Raw genomic sequence first — 15,098 nt, 5'->3', positions numbered from 1 at the left:
CTAAGCCTGCCTCATCACTCTGCGCGCCCGCAGTGTGGTTGCACAGATCAGGAGCAAAGCGACAGCCAGGGGCACCCCGAAGACCCACTCCGCGGACCAGTCGTTGCGCTCGGCGAGCAGCGGCCGCATCAGCGGGTGCCGCAGGACGGTGGCCGGACCGGGCTGCATCCTCTTGTCCTGCTCACCCCGCACGACGATCCGCAGCTCGGCGCCGTCCGGGCAGGTGACCTGGTGTGCGAAGACCGGGTTGTCCGGCCCCGGCACGTCCTCGACGCTGGTGATCAAGCACGTCCGGGGCGTGGCGAGGACGTCCATCAACGCGCGATGACCGTCGCCCACGAGCACCGCGGTGCCGGGGATCACGACCATGAACGCGGGCAGCACGAGCCACGCCGGCCCGAGCTTGCCGACGCCCCAAGCGAACGCCAGCGACAGCAGGCAGCACGGCACCAGCACCGCGAGCTCGTACCGCTCGGGCACGACGGCACCGAGCAGGACCGCGGCGGCGACGGCGGCGAGCCCGATCACGATGAGTGGTGCTGGCCGCCTCACGGCTGCTTCCTGAGCAGCCACGCGACCGGAACGAGAAGAGTCATCGCTGCGGGGACGCTTGTGACCGGCAGGAGGTTCCACCGGGTCTCGTCCGCGAACATCGGCCGCAGCGGCGGTCCGGTCAGGACGTCGGCCTCCCGCGTCTTCAGGCGGTCGTTCCAGTCCCGGTCCAGCTCGACCTCGCCGCTGGGACAGGCCAGCACGTAGTCGACGCCGGGGTACTTGGCGAAGGGGTGCTCGTCGGCCGCCGTGACCGCGCACCGCTCGACGTGCCCGATCCGCTGCATCAGCACGCTGTGCACGCCGAACGTCAGCACGAGCGGCGCCGCGAGCCCGAGGGCGAACGCGGGCAGCGCGATCCACTTGCGCTGGGAGAGCCCGCTGACGCCCAGGGCGTAGGCGAGGCCGCCGAGCAGGCCGATGAACACCAGCCCGTAGGACAGCGTGATGCTCACCCCGACGCCGAGCGCCAGCCCGGCCAGTCCGCCGCCGATCAACAGCCAGGCCGCCCTCACCGGCCCGCCCAGTCCTGCCAGACGCTCCTGCGGGAGACCGTCGTCCTGATCCTGAACCGCTGGACGAGCGTGGCGGGGAGCCTGAGCAGCACCTCCGCCAGCACTCGGGTGCGCAGTCCGAGACGGAAGTTGGCCGCGTCCGGGACGTTCCCGCGGAACGGCAGCAGCACCGTGGTCACCAGGAACCGGGCGAGCTGGGCGAAGGCCGTCGCCGCGGGCGCACACCGCAGCAGCATCAGCAACCGGTTGCGCTCGTTCCAGCGGTGGAAGAGCACCGAGCCCGGACGCGTGCTGGCGCCGTGCCGGTGCCGGACCCGCGCCGGTCCCACCGAGATCACCCGGTGGCCGGCCAGCCGCAGCCGCCAGGCCGTGTCGGTGTCCTCGTAGTAGCAGAAGAAGCTCGCCGGGACGCCGCCCGCGGCCTTGAGCTCCGCGGTCCTGAGCAGCGCCGCGCCACCGCAGAACCCGAACACCTCGCGGCCGGCGAGCACCACGTCCTTGCCGTGACCGTCCGCCGTCAGCGCCACGCCGACGGACTGCGTCGAGCCGTCCAGGAGCAGGATCGACGAGGTCGCGGCGGCCGCGCCGGGATCGCCGTCGAGGGCGCGCTCCAGTTCGGTGAGCCACGACGGGTCCGGTGCGGCGTCGTCGTTGAGCCACGCGACGTACGGGGTCTCGACCATGTCGAGAACGGCGGCGAGCCCGCCCGCGTAACCGCGGTTGCGGGGCAGCCTCACGACCTCGTGTCCGCTGATCAGCTCGGCTGTGCCGTCGTCGGACGCGTTGTCGACGATGATTGTCCTATGTGGACTCTTCTGGGCCCTGAGGGCGTCCAGGCACGCCGTGATGTGGTCACGGCCGCGCCACGTCACGACCACCACGGTGCTGACTGCCGACACGGCGTGAGACGGTACGCGACGTGCCCGAGCTAGTAGTGCTGACCGAGCAGCTGAACGCCCCGGTCCCCGGCGGGACCGGCCGCTACACGGCGGAGCTGCTCGGGGCGTTGGGGGAGAGCGCCCCTCCCGGCTGGACCGTGACGACCGCGGCGACCGCCCGCGCCGACCGCGTGATCAGGGTGCCGCGCCGGGCGCTGGTGGCGTTGTGGGAACGCGGCCTGCCGCCGAAACTCGGCCCGCACGTGCACGCCCCGACACCGCTCGCACCGCTGCCGGGCGCGGTCGTCACCGTGCACGACGTGGTGCCGTGGACGCACCCGGAGACGCTGACTCCGCGCGGAGTCGCCTGGCACCGCAAGGTGATCGCACGTGCTGCTCGTGAGGCGCGTGCGCTGGTGGTGCCGACACAGGCCGTCGCGTCCCAATTGGCGGAGTGCGTGCGCGTCGACGTGCCGGTGCACGTGGTGCCCAACGGCGTGACGCGGCTGGTCGGCTCACCGGCCGACGACCTGCCCTCGTCCTACGTGCTCGCCGTCGGCACCGTGGAGCCGCGCAAGGGCTTCGGGTTGCTGGTGCGGGCGACCGAACGGCTTCGGGTGCCGCTGGTCGTGGTCGGCCCGCAGGGATGGGGTGACGTCGATCTGCGCGCGCCGCACGTGACGTTGCTCGGCAGGGTGTCCGACGCGCGCCTGGCGTCGGTGCTGGCCGGCGCCTCCGTGCTCGCCGCGCCCAGCCTGGCGGAGGGTTTCGGGCTGCCGGTGCTGGAGGCGATGGCCGCCGGTGTGCCCGTCGTGCACTCCGACGACCCGGCTCTGGTGGAGGTCGCGGGTGGCGCCGGAACCGTCGTGCGGCGCGGCGACCTGGCGTCGTTGACGGAAGGTCTGCGGGCCGTTCTGGCGGATCCTCGTCACACGGTCGAGGCCGGGATCACCCGCGCGAGTGAGTTCACCTGGGAAAAGACGGCACGGGGAGTGTGGAAGGCACACGCTTGACGATCGGATTAGTGCATTCCCGTTAAACGCTTTAGCGAATGACATTACGCTAGCTGATCGTGCCCACCGTCGAACCCAGCGTGCTGATCGACGCCACCGCGATCCCCGCAGACCGAGGTGGCGTCGGCCGTTACGTGGATTCGCTCGTCGCGGCGCTGGACGCGGACGGGACCAAGCTCTCCGTCGTCTGCCAGCCGCGCGACGAAGAGCTGTTCAGCAAGATCGCGCCGAACGCCCGCGTGGTCCGCGCCGCGGACGCCGTCGCCACCAGGACGGCCCGGCTGGCCTGGGAGCAGACGACGCTGCCGCGCCTGATCCGCGCCCTCGGCGTGGACGTGGTGCACTCGCCGCACTACACGCTGCCGCTGGCCGGCAAGGCCGCCTCGGTCGTGACGCTGCACGACGCCACCTTCTTCACCGACCCGGTGCTGCACTCGTCGGTCAAGGCCCGCTTCTTCCGCGCCTGGACCCGAGCGTCGTTGCGGCGCGCGGACCTGTGCGTGGTCCCGTCGCAGGCGACCGCCGACGAACTGGTGCGCGTGGCCGGAGCCGACCGCCGGGTCCTGCACATCGCGCAGCACGGCGTGGACACCGAACGCTTCCACCCGCCGTCACCGGACGAGGTGCTCGCGGTGCGCCGCACCCTGTCTCTCGGTGACGCGCCGTACGTCGCGTTCCTCGGCGCGCTGGAACCGCGCAAGAACGTCCCGGCGCTGATCCGCGGCTTCGCCCAGGCGATGGTGGGCCGCGCCGAACCGCCCGCGCTGGTGCTGGCGGGCCAGCCCGGCTGGGACGGCCAGGTCGAACGCGCGCTGGACTCCGTCCCGCACCGCATCCGCGTGATCCGCGCGGGCTACCTGCCGTTCGAACAGCTGGCGGGCTTCCTGGGCGGCGCGCAGCTGGTGGCGTACCCGTCCCTGGGCGAGGGCTTCGGGCTGCCGGTGCTGGAGGCCATGGCCTGCGGCGCCTGCGTGCTCACCACCAGACGCCTGTCGCTGCCCGAGGTGGGTGGCGAGGCCGTCGCGTACTGCGGCGTCGGCGCGGGCGACATCGCGGCCGCGATCGCCGAGCTCCTGGACGACCCGGCCCGCCGTGCTTCGCTGGCGGCGTCGGGACAGCAGCGGGCCAAGGACTTCTCGTGGGCCGTCAGCGCGGAGCGCCACCGCCTGGCCTACGAGCGCGCGGTGCTGGTGCGTCGCCGGCGCTGAGCGGGGCGGCGCTAGGGTGACGCGCGTGAAATACGGCGACGGACTTGGTGTCGTGACGGTCACGTACTCGCCGGGCGAGACGCTGGCTCCCTTTGTGGACACCCTTGCGAAGGCCACCACCCGACCGGCGCAGGTGATCCTCGCCGACAACGGGTCCACCGACGGGGTGCCGGAGGAGGTGGCCGCTTCCCACGCCCACGTCACCTTCCTGCCCACCGGCGGGAACCTCGGGTACGGCGGCGGCGCCAACCGCGGCGTCGCGGCGCTGGGGCCCGACGTCGGCTGGGTGCTGATCTCCAACCCCGACATCGAGTTCTCGCCCGGCAGCGTGGACGCGTTGATCGACGCGGCGCAGCGGTGGCCGCGGGGCGGGATGTTCGGGCCGTTGATCCGCGAGCCGAACGGAGAGGTCTACCCGTCCGCCCGGTTGTTGCCCTCGCTGGGACGCGGGGCCGGGCACGCGCTCTTCGGCGCCGTCTGGAAGTCGAACCCCTGGACTCGGGCCTACCGGCAGGAGAAGGCCCCGGTGGAGCGTTCCGCCGGGTGGCTGTCCGGGTCCTGCTTCCTGATGCGCCGTGAGGCCTTCGACGCCGTCGGCGGGTTCGACGAGAGGTACTTCATGTACTTCGAGGACGTCGACCTCGGTGAGCGCGTCGGCGCTGCCGGGTGGTTGAACGTCTACGTGCCCGATGCCGAGGTCACGCACATCGGCGGGCACTCGACCGCCCGGTCCTCGGACCGGATGCTGCGCGAGCACCACCGCAGTGCCTACCGGTACATGGCCGATCGGCATGCCGGGGTGCTGTGGGCGCCGTTCCGCCTGGCGTTGAAGGCCGGGCTCGCGGCGCGGGTGAAGATTCTCACCCGCAAGCCGGGCTGAGCTCCCCGAGCACCCCTACATGTCGCCGCTCAGCCGCTGCGACAGCGAGTTGCGGGACTGCTGGTGGTGCGAGACCGTCGGGATCAGGCCCGGCTGGACCACCTGTGTGATCTCCGCTTCCTCCGCCGGGGCCTGCTGCTGCGGCATCGGCTGCGTCGGCATGGGCTGGCGCGGCGCGTGGTGCTGGGGGCGCTGCGGCTGCTGGTGGCCCATCTGGGCGGGCGCGAGGATCATGGTCGAGTCCGGGTCCTGGCGCGGGTCCACGGCGTTGACCAGCGCGCGAGGGATCTGCTGCGTGTCTGACGCGTCCATCGGGGACGTCATGTTGTCCGGCGTCACGATGTTCCGCCCACGTGCACGGGCGCGGGCGAGCATGGCGTCGGCCCGGTCGCGGGGGTCCATGTCGGATTTAGCTCCTTGCCGGGACCAGATCCCGTATGACGATCTGCTTCGTGTCAGAGTATTCCGTCGAACGGCTCGCTGTAACGCGGAGGAGGAAAAAGGTGCACGGCGTCGAAGCTGTGGTGCTGGTCGGGGGCAAGGGCACCCGCCTTCGCCCGCTGACCCTGTCCGCTCCCAAGCCCATGCTCCCTACCGCGGGGGTGCCATTTTTGACGCACCTGCTGTCGCGGATCAAGGAGGCCGGCATCACGCACGTGGTGCTGGGTACGAGTTACAAGGCCGAGGTGTTCGAGGAGTACTTCGGGGACGGGTCGAGGCTCGGGCTGGAGCTCGAGTACGTGGTGGAAGAGGTGCCGCTGGACACGGCGGGCGCGATTCGCAACGTGGCGGACAAGCTGCGCGAGCCCGACGTGATGGTCTTCAACGGCGACATCCTGTCCGGCGTCGACCTGACCGGGATCGTGGACACCCACCGCGAGCACGAGGCGGACGTCACGCTGCACCTGGTGAAGGTGCAGGACCCCAGGGCGTTCGGGTGCGTGCCGACGGATGAAGAGGGACGCGTCCAGGCGTTCCTGGAGAAGACCGAGAACCCGCCGACGGACCAGATCAACGCCGGTTGCTACGTGTTCCGGCGCGAGGTGATCGACGCGATTCCCGCCGGACGGCCGGTGTCGGTGGAGCGCGAGACGTTCCCCGGGCTGCTGGAGGCCGGGAAGAGGTTGCAGGGGCACGTGGACGCCACGTACTGGCTGGACCTCGGCAAGCCCGAGGCGTTCGTGCAGGGGTCCGCGGACCTCGTGCGCGGCGTCGCGCCGTCGGCGGCAGTTGCACAGCCGGGCGACTACCTGGTGCTCGAGGGCTCCGCGGTGCACGAGGGTGCGACGCTCAAGGGCGGCAGCACGGTCGGTGCGAACTGCACGGTCGCGGAGGGTGCTGTGCTCGACGGCGCGATCCTGTTCGACGGTGCCGTTGTCGGCGAGGGCGCGTTGGTCGAGCGTTCGATCGTGGGCGCCGGTGCGCTCGTGCAGGCCGGCGCGGTCCTCAAGGACGCCGTGGTCGGCGACTCCGCGGTGATCGGTGCGCGGTGCGAGCTGATCGGGGGAGCGCGGGTGTGGCCGGGCGTCGTGCTGCCCGAGGCCGGCGTGCGCTTCTCGACGGATGCCTAGCAGAGCCTGGACTCCACCGTTCCCACTCGATCTGGGAGCGGTGCTCGGCAGGTTGCGCCGCGGGCCCGGCGACCCGTCCTTCAGCGCGGAGGGCGGCGTCTGGTTCGCGGCGAACACCCCGTGCGGGCCCGGCACGCTGCACATCACCAGAACAGCGGGTGAGGTGCTGGCGGAAGCGTGGGGCGAGGGCGGGCCGTGGCTGCTCGACGGCCTGCCCGCTCTGCTGGGCGCGGACGACACGGTGGACGAGTTCGTCGCGCACCACCCGATCATCGCCGAGTCGCGCCGGCAACGCCCCGGGCTGCGACTCGGTGCCACCGGACGTGTCTGGGACCTGTTGTTCGCCTCGGTCCTGGAGCAGAAGGTCACCGGCGTGGAGGCCTTCCGGACGTGGCGCGAGCTGGGCAGGAGGTTCGGTGAGAGCGCTCCCGGACCGAAGCCGCTGAAGGTCCCACCGACACCGCAGCGGTTGCTGGGCCTGCAGGACTGGGAGTGGCACCAGTGCGGGCTCGACGGTGCCCGCCGGCGCACGCTGATCAACGTCGCGCAGGTCGCGCACCGGCTGGAGAAGGCCGCCGAGATGCGCAGCCGCGAGCTCCTCGAAAAGGTGCCCGGAGTGGGCGTCTGGACGTCGGCCGAGGTGGCGCAACGGGCCTGGGGCGACCCGGACGCCGTGAGCGTCGGCGACTACCACGTCGCCAAGAACGTCACGTGGGCCTTGACCGGCACGCCGGGCGACGACGACGGCATGATGGAACTGCTGGAGCCCTACAAGCCGCAACGCCACCGCGCCGTCATGTACCTGGAGGCGGCGGGTCTGCGGCGGCCGCGGCGGGCACCGAGGTTCTCGCCGCGCGACTACCGCAAGTTCTGAGGGAGCCTCGGTGGCGAAGCGGCAGTACGTGGCCAGGGGCGTGCCCGGCGGCTACCGCATCTGGAACAACAAGTCGCGGCGGTGGTGGGGCGACCACTACGAGCTGTGCCCCGACGACCTCCTCGCCGAGTTGAACGCCGCCGCCGATCCCGCGCGGATCACCGCCCTGCTCAAGCGCTACCGGGCGATGCGGCGCTGAGATCGGCGGCTGCCGCAAGCGCGGGAGCGCTTCCGGTCAGCGGCTAGCGCAGGCGTGCGAGAGCGCTCTCGATCAGCGGGTGCAGGTCGTCCACGTTGTCCGGCAACGAGTCCAGCGGCCACCACTGCAGGTCGACGGACTCGGCGGACCGCACCGGTTCCGCGCCGACGGGTGCGCGCACCAGGAACCGCACGTCGAAGTGCCGCGTCGGCTTGCCGAGCGAGCACGTGATCGGGTGCACGTCGAGGTGGATCGGCGTCGGCTCGATCCGCAGCCCGCGCATGCCGGACTCCTCGGTCGCCTCGCGCAGAGCCGCCGCGGCCAGGGACTCGTCCTCGGGCTCGCAGTGGCCGCCCAGCTGCAGCCACCGGCCCACCCGCGGGTGCAGCGTCAGCAACGCGTGCTGCGCGGTGGCGTCCAGGACCAGTGCGGAGGCCGTGATGTGCCCGGGCTCGCAGGAGCGCTGACAGGCGTCCTCGCGGGCCGCCAGGAAGCCCAGGTAGGCCTCGCGCAGGGCGTCCTGGCCCGAGAACCGGCTCAGCGTCGAGACGGCGTCGGCGTGCAGTGTCACAGCTCGATCAGCCCTTCCAGCGGTTCGCGCGGCGTCAGCGGCTCGGTCGGATGCCCGACCGCGACGGCGCCCAGCGGCTCCCAGTCGGCGGGAACACCCAGCACGGAACGCACGACGTCCGCGCAGAAGATCGTCGACGACACCCAGCACGAGCCGAGCCCCTCGGCGGCCAGTGCGACCAGCAGGCCCTGCACGGCGGCGCCGCCGGCGACCGTGAACATCGTCTTCTCGGCGTCCGCGCGGCGGTCGTCGGGGTAGGAGTGGGCGCCGTCGCGCACGAGGAACGGCACGACGATCTCCGGTGCCTCAACCAGCAGGTCGCCCCGGCGCACCCGGCGCGCGATCTGCTCGTCGGTGAACCCGTCGGCGCGCAGGTCGGTCTCCCACTGCTCGCGCATGGCCTTCAGCAGCTCCGCGCGCTTCTCCCGCACCAGCACGAACCGCAGCGGCTTCGTGTGGTGCGGCGCGGGGGCGGTCAGCGCCGCACCGACCGCGCGCTTCAGGACGGCGAGGTCGACGGGCTCGTCCGCGTAGAACCGCACGGACCGGCGCATCAGCACGGCCTGCGCCCGGCCGGCGGCCAGCGCCTCCTCCGTGCCGAGGCTGAAGAGGTCCTCCTCGACCGGCCGGTTCAGGTCGCGCGCCGTGGAACCGTCGTCCACCACGTCGAACCCGCGCAGCACCGCCACCGGCACCGCGCCGAGCTTGCCCTTCACCAGGTCGGCGGCCGCGGCGATCTCGTCGGCGACCGCGACCATCGTCACCGCGAGCTGGTTGCCGTGCTCGTCCACCGCGCCCGCGTAGTCGTGCAGCACGCGGATGCCGGACGCGCCGATCGCGGCGTCCGTCTGGCCCATCCGCCACGCGCGGCCCATCGTGTCCGTGATCACCACGGCGACCTCGACACCCAGCGACTTCTTGAGCGCCGCGCGGAGGGTCGCCGCGGAGCCGTCCGGGTCCACGGGCAGCAGCGCGATCTCGTCACCGGCCACGTTCGAGGCGTCGACGCCGGACGCGGCCTGCACGATGCCGAGCTTGTTCTCGGTGATCAGCGTGCGCATCTTGCGGGCGAGCACCCGCACGGACTCCGCGGCGACGTGCTCGCGCCGGATCCTGTCCCGCTCCTCGGGATCGGCCGGCACGCGGACGAGCCGTCCCTCTACTTTGGACAACACCTTGGACGTGACGACCAGCACGTCGCCGTCGCGCAGCCAGGGCGCGGCCTCCGCGATCGCACCGGCCAGGTCGTCGCCGGGGCGAAATTCCGGCAGACCGGTGATCGGCAGCAGCTCCAGCGCCGCCGCGGCGTGATCAGTCAACGTCGACTCCGGCCAGTTCCAGAGCGTCCCGTGCCATCTGCGCCGTGGTGTCCACATCGGACATCAGCAGCGGAACCGCGCGGACCGCGACACCCGGCACGTCGGCGCGGTCGCCGGTGTGCACCAGCCACCCGTCGAGAAGGCCGTCCTCGGAGCACTTGCGGGAGCCGTAGAGCCGTCCGACCGCCTCGGCCGAGGTCTCCACGCCGATCGCGTCCAGGCAGGCGTCGGCCATGCCCCGCAACGGTTTCCCGCCGACGATCGGCGACAGGCCCACGACCCCGGCCTCGGTCTTGCGCAGCGCGTCGCGCACACCGGGCACGTTGAGGATCGTGCCGATGCTCACCACGGGGTTGGACGGGGCCAGGACCACCGCGTCGGCCTCGCCGATCGCGTCCAGCACACCGGGCCCGGCAGTGGCGCTCTCGGCGCCGACGAACGCGAACGACTGCGCGGGCAGGCCTGCCCGGTGCTTGACCCACCACTCCTGGAAGTGGATGGCCTTCGTCTCACCGTCGAGCTCGACGACGACGTGCGTCTCGACCCGGTCGTCCGACATCGGCAGCAGCCTCACGCCCGGCTTCCACCGGTCGCACAGGGCCTCCGTGACGGCCGACAGCGGGTAGCCGGCGCGCAACATGCGGGTGCGAACGAGGTGCGTCGCGATGTCCCGGTCGCCCAGCCCGAACCAGGTCGGCTCGGCGCCGTACGCCGCGAGCTCCTCCTTGACGGTCCACGACTCGTCCTCGCGGCCCCAGCCGCGTTCGACGTCGATGCCACCGCCCAGCGTGTACATGCAGGTGTCGAGGTCGGGCGTGATGCGCAGCCCGTGCATCCACACGTCGTCGCCGGTGTTCACCACCGCCGTGACGTCCGCTCCGAGTGCTTTGAGTCCCTGCAGGAACTTCGCGCCGCCGACCCCGCCGACGAGTGCTACGACCTTCACGCCCGCCCATGCTTCCACAGCGCGGTGAGCGGCCTACAGGGAGCGCCAGAACGAGAACGTCGCGGAGCCGAGGTACGCCGCGAACGAGTCACCGCCGACGAGCTCGAACAGCCAGGTCGACACCTCGAAGAACAGACGGCTGACCTGCGAGAAGCCGATCAGGACGGCGAACAGGACCAGCGGCGCCCACGGCCGGGCCTTCGCGCCGAGCCGCTGCGCCTCGTAGGGCAGGAACGGCTCCAGGGCACCCCAGCCGTCCAGGCCGGGAATCGGCAGGATGTTCAGCACGAACGCGAACACCTGCAACAAAGCAAGGTACGAAATCGCGGCGGCGAGGGCGGCCGGCGGCGAGAAGATCGACACGACCAGCGCGAGCAGAACACCGATCACGAGGTTCGAGATCGGGCCCGCGAGTGAGACCAACGACTCGATCTTCTTCGACCGGAGGGCGTGGTGGTTGATCCACACCGCGCCACCCGGAAGTGGGATTCCGCCCATCACCAGCAGCACGAGCGGCAGCACGATGCTGAGCACGGGATCGGTGTAACGGCGGATGTCGAGGGTCAGATAACCCTTGTCGCGCACCGAAAAATCGCCGCCCTTGTACGCGACGGCGGCATGCCCGAACTCGTGCAGGCACAGCGTCACCGCCCACCCGGCGAGTACGAAGAGGATGGTGCCCGAGATGATGGCGACGTCACCTTCGAGCAGGGTGAGCGCAGCTCCGGCGACGGTTGCCGCGAGCAGGCCGAGGAACAGTGGGCTGGGGCGAACCGCTGATCGCTTCACCCCTCCAGTGTGGCGTGTCGGACGGCGTGGTGGGCCGTTCGGGGACGGGTTGCGACACCTGAATCACTGTCTGTGCAGTCAGTCAAGGTTTTTGCGGCCATCTGCGGGAATATCCCCCGACGTGTGGACTCCGCTTGACCGCCCGCTGTGACGCAGGTGTAATCACATCGGTGTCATTCGTCGTTGTGGGAACGGCGTCTGGCGTCCGCCAACCGGGGAGAGCGGAAGGCGAGGAGGCGGACGAAATGCAGGAATTCGAAGAGCTCGAAGAAGATCACGTCACGCAGCCGGTCGTACAGGGCGAGCTGTCGTACCTGTTCGACCCTGCCGACGAGCAGGACTGGCAGGAGCGTGCGCTCTGCGCCCAGACGGATCCGGAGGCGTTCTTCCCTGAAAAGGGTGGTTCGACTCGGGAGGCCAAGCGCATCTGCCTGGGCTGCGAGGTGCGTTCGGAGTGCCTGGAGTACGCACTCCAGCACGACGAACGCTTCGGCATCTGGGGCGGTCTCTCGGAGAGAGAACGCCGCAAGTTGAAGAAGCGAGCCGTCTAGTCGGTCAGAAGCGTGATCTTTCTGCCTTAACTTGAGGACGTGACAAGTCCTCACCCGAGGCTCCGGACAGCGCCGGTGCTGTGCGTCCTGGTCTGCCACGACGGCGACCAGTGGCTCAGCACGGCGCTGTCTGCCTTGCGGCGCCAGCGAATTCGTCCCCGGCACGTGATCGCGGTCGACACCGGGTCGACGGACCGCACGGCAAAAGTCCTGGCGGAGGCCGGGGATCTGCTGGACGGAGTGCTGACCGCTCCGCGGGGCACGGGCTTCGGCACCGCCGTGCGCCTCGCGGTGGAACACGCCGTCGAACGGTGGGGCGACCCGGGCAAGTGGCTGTGGTTGCTGCACGACGACAGCGCCCCCGAACCGGACTGCCTGGCGGCTCTGCTGACCGCGGCCGAGGTGTCGCCGTCGGCCGCTGTGCTCGGTCCGCTGTGCCTCGATTGGGTGGATTCTCGTCTGGTCGTCGAGGCGGGTCTGTCCACCGATTCTTCAGGACATCGACAGACCGGTCTGTCCTCCGCGGAACATTCCGCATCGTTTCAGCAGAGCACCGAGGTTCTCGCCGTCTCGTCCGCCGGATCGTTGATCAAACGTGAGGTGTGGCACTCGCTCGGCGGTTACGACGAAGCGATGCCGCTGCTGCGTGATGATGTCGACTTCGGCTGGCGCGCTAATCGCGCGGGTCATTTGGTCCTGTGCGTACCGGTCGCACGCATGCGACATGCACGCGCCGCAACTAAAGGCGCACGCCGTTTGGACGCTGCGATGGCGCGTCCGGGTCCGTCATTTCGCGGCGTCGACCGCGCGCACGGCATGCGTACTTTTTTGGTCAATTGTTCAAGTTTCTCGTTCCTCGTCGGAGTGCCGCGGCTGCTGTTCCTGTCGCTGTTGCGTGCTCTGGGCTTCCTGCTCCTACGGCGTTTCGCGGACGCACACGCCGAGGTCGGCGCGGCCCGCTACCTCCTGACGCGAGGCCGTCTGCTGCAGGGACGGCGTGCCCGTCGCGGTTCCGCCGTCGTGCGCGGCCTCTTCACCAGCAGACTCACCCGGCTGCGCAACGCGGTGCGCGCCGGCGCCACCTTCCTGATCCGCCGCCGGGTCGAGGCCGACGCCGCGCTGGGTCGTTTGCCCGCAACCGATTCCGGTTCGGCGTGGCTCGAACCGTCCGAAGTGGACTCCCGGCTCGTCGGCCCGTCCGCCCTGCCGGCCGGCGCGTCCCGCGGCCGCCCGCGGGTCGCCGGTCTGCGCCGCCCGCCCGTCGTCGTTCCGGTCGACGCCGCACTGCCCGGCGCACTGCGTCCTTCGCCGCGCCCCCGTCCGTCGCCCGGTCCGCGTTCCGGCTCCGGCATGGTCTTCGTCGAGGTCGACCAGTCGCGGGTGCTGCGCTCCCTGCTGCTGGCGCCCCCGGTGCTGTTGCTGCTGGCGCTCTCGGCCGTCGCGGTGATCGCGAACTGGTCCCGCCTCGGGCTCGACCTCGCGGGCGGCCGGCTGCTCCCGGTCGGGTCGCTGGGGTCGGTCTGGTCGACCTACCTGTCCTCCTGGCACCCGGTCTTCGGCGGCACCGCGGCCCCCGCGCCCGCCGCGCTGGCCGTCCTGGGCCTGGTCCCCGGCGGACCGTCGTTCGCCGTCGCCCTGCTGTTGCTCGGCGACATCCCCCTCGCCGCGTTGTCGGCCTACATCGCGTCACGTGGCTTGCGCGTACGCCGTTCCGTGCGCGCGGTGGTGGCTGCCTTCTACGGCCTGTTGCCGGTCGCGACGACCGCCGTGGCCGAAGGCCGTCTGGACGTCGTCGTTGTGCACATCGTCACGCCCGTGGTCTTCGCCGGCGTGTACGCGGTCTTGCGCGCGTCGTCGACGCACGCCTGGTTGCCCATGGCCTCCGGCACCGCCATCGGCGTAGCGGTCCTGGGGGCCTTCTCGCCGCTGACCCACGTAGTGGTGATCATCGGCGCGCTGGGCGGCTTCATCGCGGTGACCGGCGGTGCGCGCCGGATCGCCGCTCTGTTCGTGATCGTGCTTCTGCCCATGGGCCTGCTTCTGCCGTGGCCGGCCGTCTTGCTGCAACACCCGGAGATGGTCCTCAACGGCCTAGGTGCCGCGTTCGAGTCGCCACCGCCGAACCTGATCGTGTGCTCGGTCTTCGCGGCCGCCGCGTTCGCCGCCGCCGTCCTGCGGCCGAACGCCTCGATGCTGCCGGGCCTGACGGTGATCGTGCTGGCCATCGGTGCCCTGGCGGCGGTGGCCGCGGTGGGCGCCTGGCCCGGAGCCCCACTGGTGATCCTGGCCTGGGGACTCGTCTGCGTGGTGCTGGCCGGGTGTCAGCGCGGGGTGCAACCGGGCGTGGCCGGGCGAGCGGGCGTCCGGCGGGCCGTGTACGTCGTCGGTGTGGTGACGCTGGTCAGCCTGGGCGTGGCGGGGTTCCTGGACCTGCGCACCGGGCCTTTGAAGGCAGACGGCGGGCTTGCGTTGAACGCGTCGCTGACCGCCGAGCTGGAACGGACCGGGCGCTCGGTGCTGATCCTCGGGACCCCCGTCCGCCAGGTGGCCGGACGGATGCCCGCGTTCGGTGACGACGATCTCGTGCCCACTGTGTCGTCGCCCGCGCGGCTGAGGCGGTGGAACTCGTCGTTGCTCGACGGAGCCGCCCCGGCCGTGAAGGTGGCGCTCGGCCAGGCCGCGTCGTCCGGCGTCACGTTCGTGGTGCCGCCGTCCGACGAGGCCTCAGCCCGGATCCGGTCGGCCGCCGGGGAACTGGTGTCGGAGGCGCCGCGCACAGTGGACGGACGACCCGTGCTGCGGATGCGGCTGGTCGCGGACACCGGGGTGCTGCTGGCGCCGGACCTCGCCCGTCGTGCCCGCACCGGTGGCGAGCCGCCGTCCGAGCTCGGCGCGGACGGGGTGGCGCCGGTCAACGTGTCGCTGCCCGACGTGGCTGTTCGGGTCTCGCCCGGTGGGGAGGGGCGGGTGCTGGTGCTCGCCGCCGAGGACGAGCCGGGGTGGCAGATCTCCGTGGACGGGGCTCAGGTGCCCGTCGTCCGGGCCTGGGGGCATCTGGTCGGGGTGCCGTTGCCGTCCGGTGGGGCCGAGGTTCGGGTGACGGTGTCCAGCACTTTGCGGGACTTCTTGCTGTTGGGGCAGGCTGCGGCGGCTTTGTTCACGTTGTTGACCGCTGTGCCCACTCGGCGGCGGACTCCTGGGGCTCCGTCAAGCTGATCCAAAGGCGGGTCCA

At 71.3% G+C, this 15,098-nt stretch carries 16 protein-coding genes; 8 read left to right on the top strand and 8 right to left on the bottom strand.

Translation table 11 applies throughout. The features are described from left to right. The 3 genes from ORI60_RS19850 to ORI60_RS19840 are packed head-to-tail and all read right to left on the bottom strand — an operon-like array spanning position 1 to position 1,966. Positions 1-552: a hypothetical protein gene (locus tag ORI60_RS19850; protein WP_266039095.1), complete on the bottom strand. Its 552-nt coding sequence runs from the start codon at positions 550-552 to the stop codon at positions 1-3. After that, the gene (locus ORI60_RS19845; RefSeq protein ID WP_266039094.1) at positions 549-1,067 is read right to left on the bottom strand and encodes a hypothetical protein; all 519 of its coding nucleotides are present in this window, start codon (positions 1,065-1,067) and stop codon (positions 549-551) included. Before ORI60_RS19845 ends, ORI60_RS19850 begins: the two co-directional genes overlap by 4 nt. Further along, positions 1,064-1,966: a glycosyltransferase family 2 protein gene (locus tag ORI60_RS19840; RefSeq protein WP_266039093.1), complete on the bottom strand. Its 903-nt coding sequence runs from the start codon at positions 1,964-1,966 to the stop codon at positions 1,064-1,066. Before ORI60_RS19840 ends, ORI60_RS19845 begins: the two co-directional genes overlap by 4 nt. Before the next feature lie 20 nt (positions 1,967-1,986). Between ORI60_RS19840 and ORI60_RS19835 the strand changes: the two genes are divergently transcribed. The 3 genes from ORI60_RS19835 to ORI60_RS19825 all read left to right on the top strand — a co-directional run bounded on the left by ORI60_RS19835 (position 1,987) and on the right by ORI60_RS19825 (position 5,046). After that, positions 1,987-2,958 (top strand): glycosyltransferase family 4 protein, encoded by a 972-nt coding sequence (locus ORI60_RS19835; RefSeq protein ID WP_266039092.1) that lies wholly within the window; start codon positions 1,987-1,989, stop codon positions 2,956-2,958. Between the two features lie 80 nt (positions 2,959-3,038). Continuing rightward, on the top strand, positions 3,039-4,166 hold the full coding sequence (locus tag ORI60_RS19830) for a glycosyltransferase family 4 protein (RefSeq protein WP_266039366.1): 1,128 nt from the start codon (positions 3,039-3,041) through the stop codon (positions 4,164-4,166). 16 nt (positions 4,167-4,182) lie between these two features. Beyond that, on the top strand, positions 4,183-5,046 hold the full coding sequence (locus tag ORI60_RS19825; protein WP_266039090.1) for a glycosyltransferase family 2 protein: 864 nt from the start codon (positions 4,183-4,185) through the stop codon (positions 5,044-5,046). Between the two features lie 15 nt (positions 5,047-5,061). Here the strand turns inward: ORI60_RS19825 and ORI60_RS19820 are convergent, their stop codons facing one another. Beyond that, a complete protein-coding gene (locus tag ORI60_RS19820) occupies positions 5,062-5,448 on the bottom strand; it encodes a hypothetical protein (RefSeq protein WP_266039088.1) in 387 nt (128 codons plus the stop codon). 101 nt (positions 5,449-5,549) lie between these two features. On the opposite strand from ORI60_RS19820, the gene ORI60_RS19815 reads away from it, so the two are divergent. From ORI60_RS19815 to ORI60_RS19805, 3 genes are read left to right on the top strand one after another with little or no spacing between them, the layout of a single operon-like run. After that, complete coding sequence (locus ORI60_RS19815) at positions 5,550-6,617, top strand: NDP-sugar synthase (protein WP_266039086.1); 1,068 nt, start codon at positions 5,550-5,552, stop codon at positions 6,615-6,617. Then, positions 6,610-7,491, top strand: coding sequence for a DNA-3-methyladenine glycosylase family protein (locus ORI60_RS19810; RefSeq protein ID WP_266039084.1), 882 nt, complete (start codon positions 6,610-6,612; stop codon positions 7,489-7,491). Before ORI60_RS19815 ends, ORI60_RS19810 begins: the two co-directional genes overlap by 8 nt. Positions 7,492-7,501: 10 nt before the next feature. Further along, a complete protein-coding gene (locus ORI60_RS19805; protein WP_266039082.1) occupies positions 7,502-7,690 on the top strand; it encodes a hypothetical protein in 189 nt (62 codons plus the stop codon). A gap of 43 nt (positions 7,691-7,733) precedes the next feature. Here the strand turns inward: ORI60_RS19805 and ORI60_RS19800 are convergent, their stop codons facing one another. The 4 genes from ORI60_RS19800 to ORI60_RS19785 are packed head-to-tail and all read right to left on the bottom strand — an operon-like array spanning position 7,734 to position 11,315. Beyond that, the gene (locus ORI60_RS19800; RefSeq protein WP_266039080.1) at positions 7,734-8,261 is read right to left on the bottom strand and encodes an NUDIX hydrolase; all 528 of its coding nucleotides are present in this window, start codon (positions 8,259-8,261) and stop codon (positions 7,734-7,736) included. After that, complete coding sequence (locus tag ORI60_RS19795) at positions 8,258-9,580, bottom strand: coenzyme F420-0:L-glutamate ligase (protein ID WP_266039078.1); 1,323 nt, start codon at positions 9,578-9,580, stop codon at positions 8,258-8,260. Before ORI60_RS19795 ends, ORI60_RS19800 begins: the two co-directional genes overlap by 4 nt. Next, positions 9,573-10,526, bottom strand: a complete 954-nt coding sequence (cofD, locus tag ORI60_RS19790; RefSeq protein WP_266039076.1) for a 2-phospho-L-lactate transferase — start codon at positions 10,524-10,526, stop codon at positions 9,573-9,575. Before cofD ends, ORI60_RS19795 begins: the two co-directional genes overlap by 8 nt. A 33-nt stretch (positions 10,527-10,559) precedes the next feature. After that, positions 10,560-11,315, bottom strand: coding sequence for a site-2 protease family protein (locus tag ORI60_RS19785; protein ID WP_266039074.1), 756 nt, complete (start codon positions 11,313-11,315; stop codon positions 10,560-10,562). Positions 11,316-11,560: 245 nt separating this feature from the next. Between ORI60_RS19785 and ORI60_RS19780 the strand changes: the two genes are divergently transcribed. Together ORI60_RS19780 and ORI60_RS19775 are read left to right on the top strand one after the other, a co-directional pair. Continuing rightward, complete coding sequence (locus ORI60_RS19780) at positions 11,561-11,866, top strand: WhiB family transcriptional regulator (RefSeq protein ID WP_051784712.1); 306 nt, start codon at positions 11,561-11,563, stop codon at positions 11,864-11,866. A 39-nt stretch (positions 11,867-11,905) separates the two neighbouring features. Continuing rightward, positions 11,906-15,082, top strand: coding sequence for a glycosyltransferase family 2 protein (locus ORI60_RS19775; protein WP_266039070.1), 3,177 nt, complete (start codon positions 11,906-11,908; stop codon positions 15,080-15,082). The last annotated feature ends 16 nt before the right edge of the window (positions 15,083-15,098 follow it).

The organism is Lentzea sp. NEAU-D7 (assembly GCF_026242055.1).
Classification (GTDB): Bacteria; Actinomycetota; Actinomycetes; order Mycobacteriales; family Pseudonocardiaceae; genus Lentzea.
Note: the sequence above shows the minus strand (reverse complement) of the source record. Positions and strands in the feature narration are given on the sequence as shown.

Coding starts and splice junctions, on each gene's coding strand:
- ORI60_RS19820 (WP_266039088.1), bottom strand. CDS start 5,448: ATGGACCCCCGCGACCGGGCCGACGCCATGCTCGCCCGCGCCCGTGCA.
- ORI60_RS19810 (WP_266039084.1), top strand. CDS start 6,610: ATGCCTAGCAGAGCCTGGACTCCACCGTTCCCACTCGATCTGGGAGCG.
- ORI60_RS19780 (WP_051784712.1), top strand. CDS start 11,561: ATGCAGGAATTCGAAGAGCTCGAAGAAGATCACGTCACGCAGCCGGTC.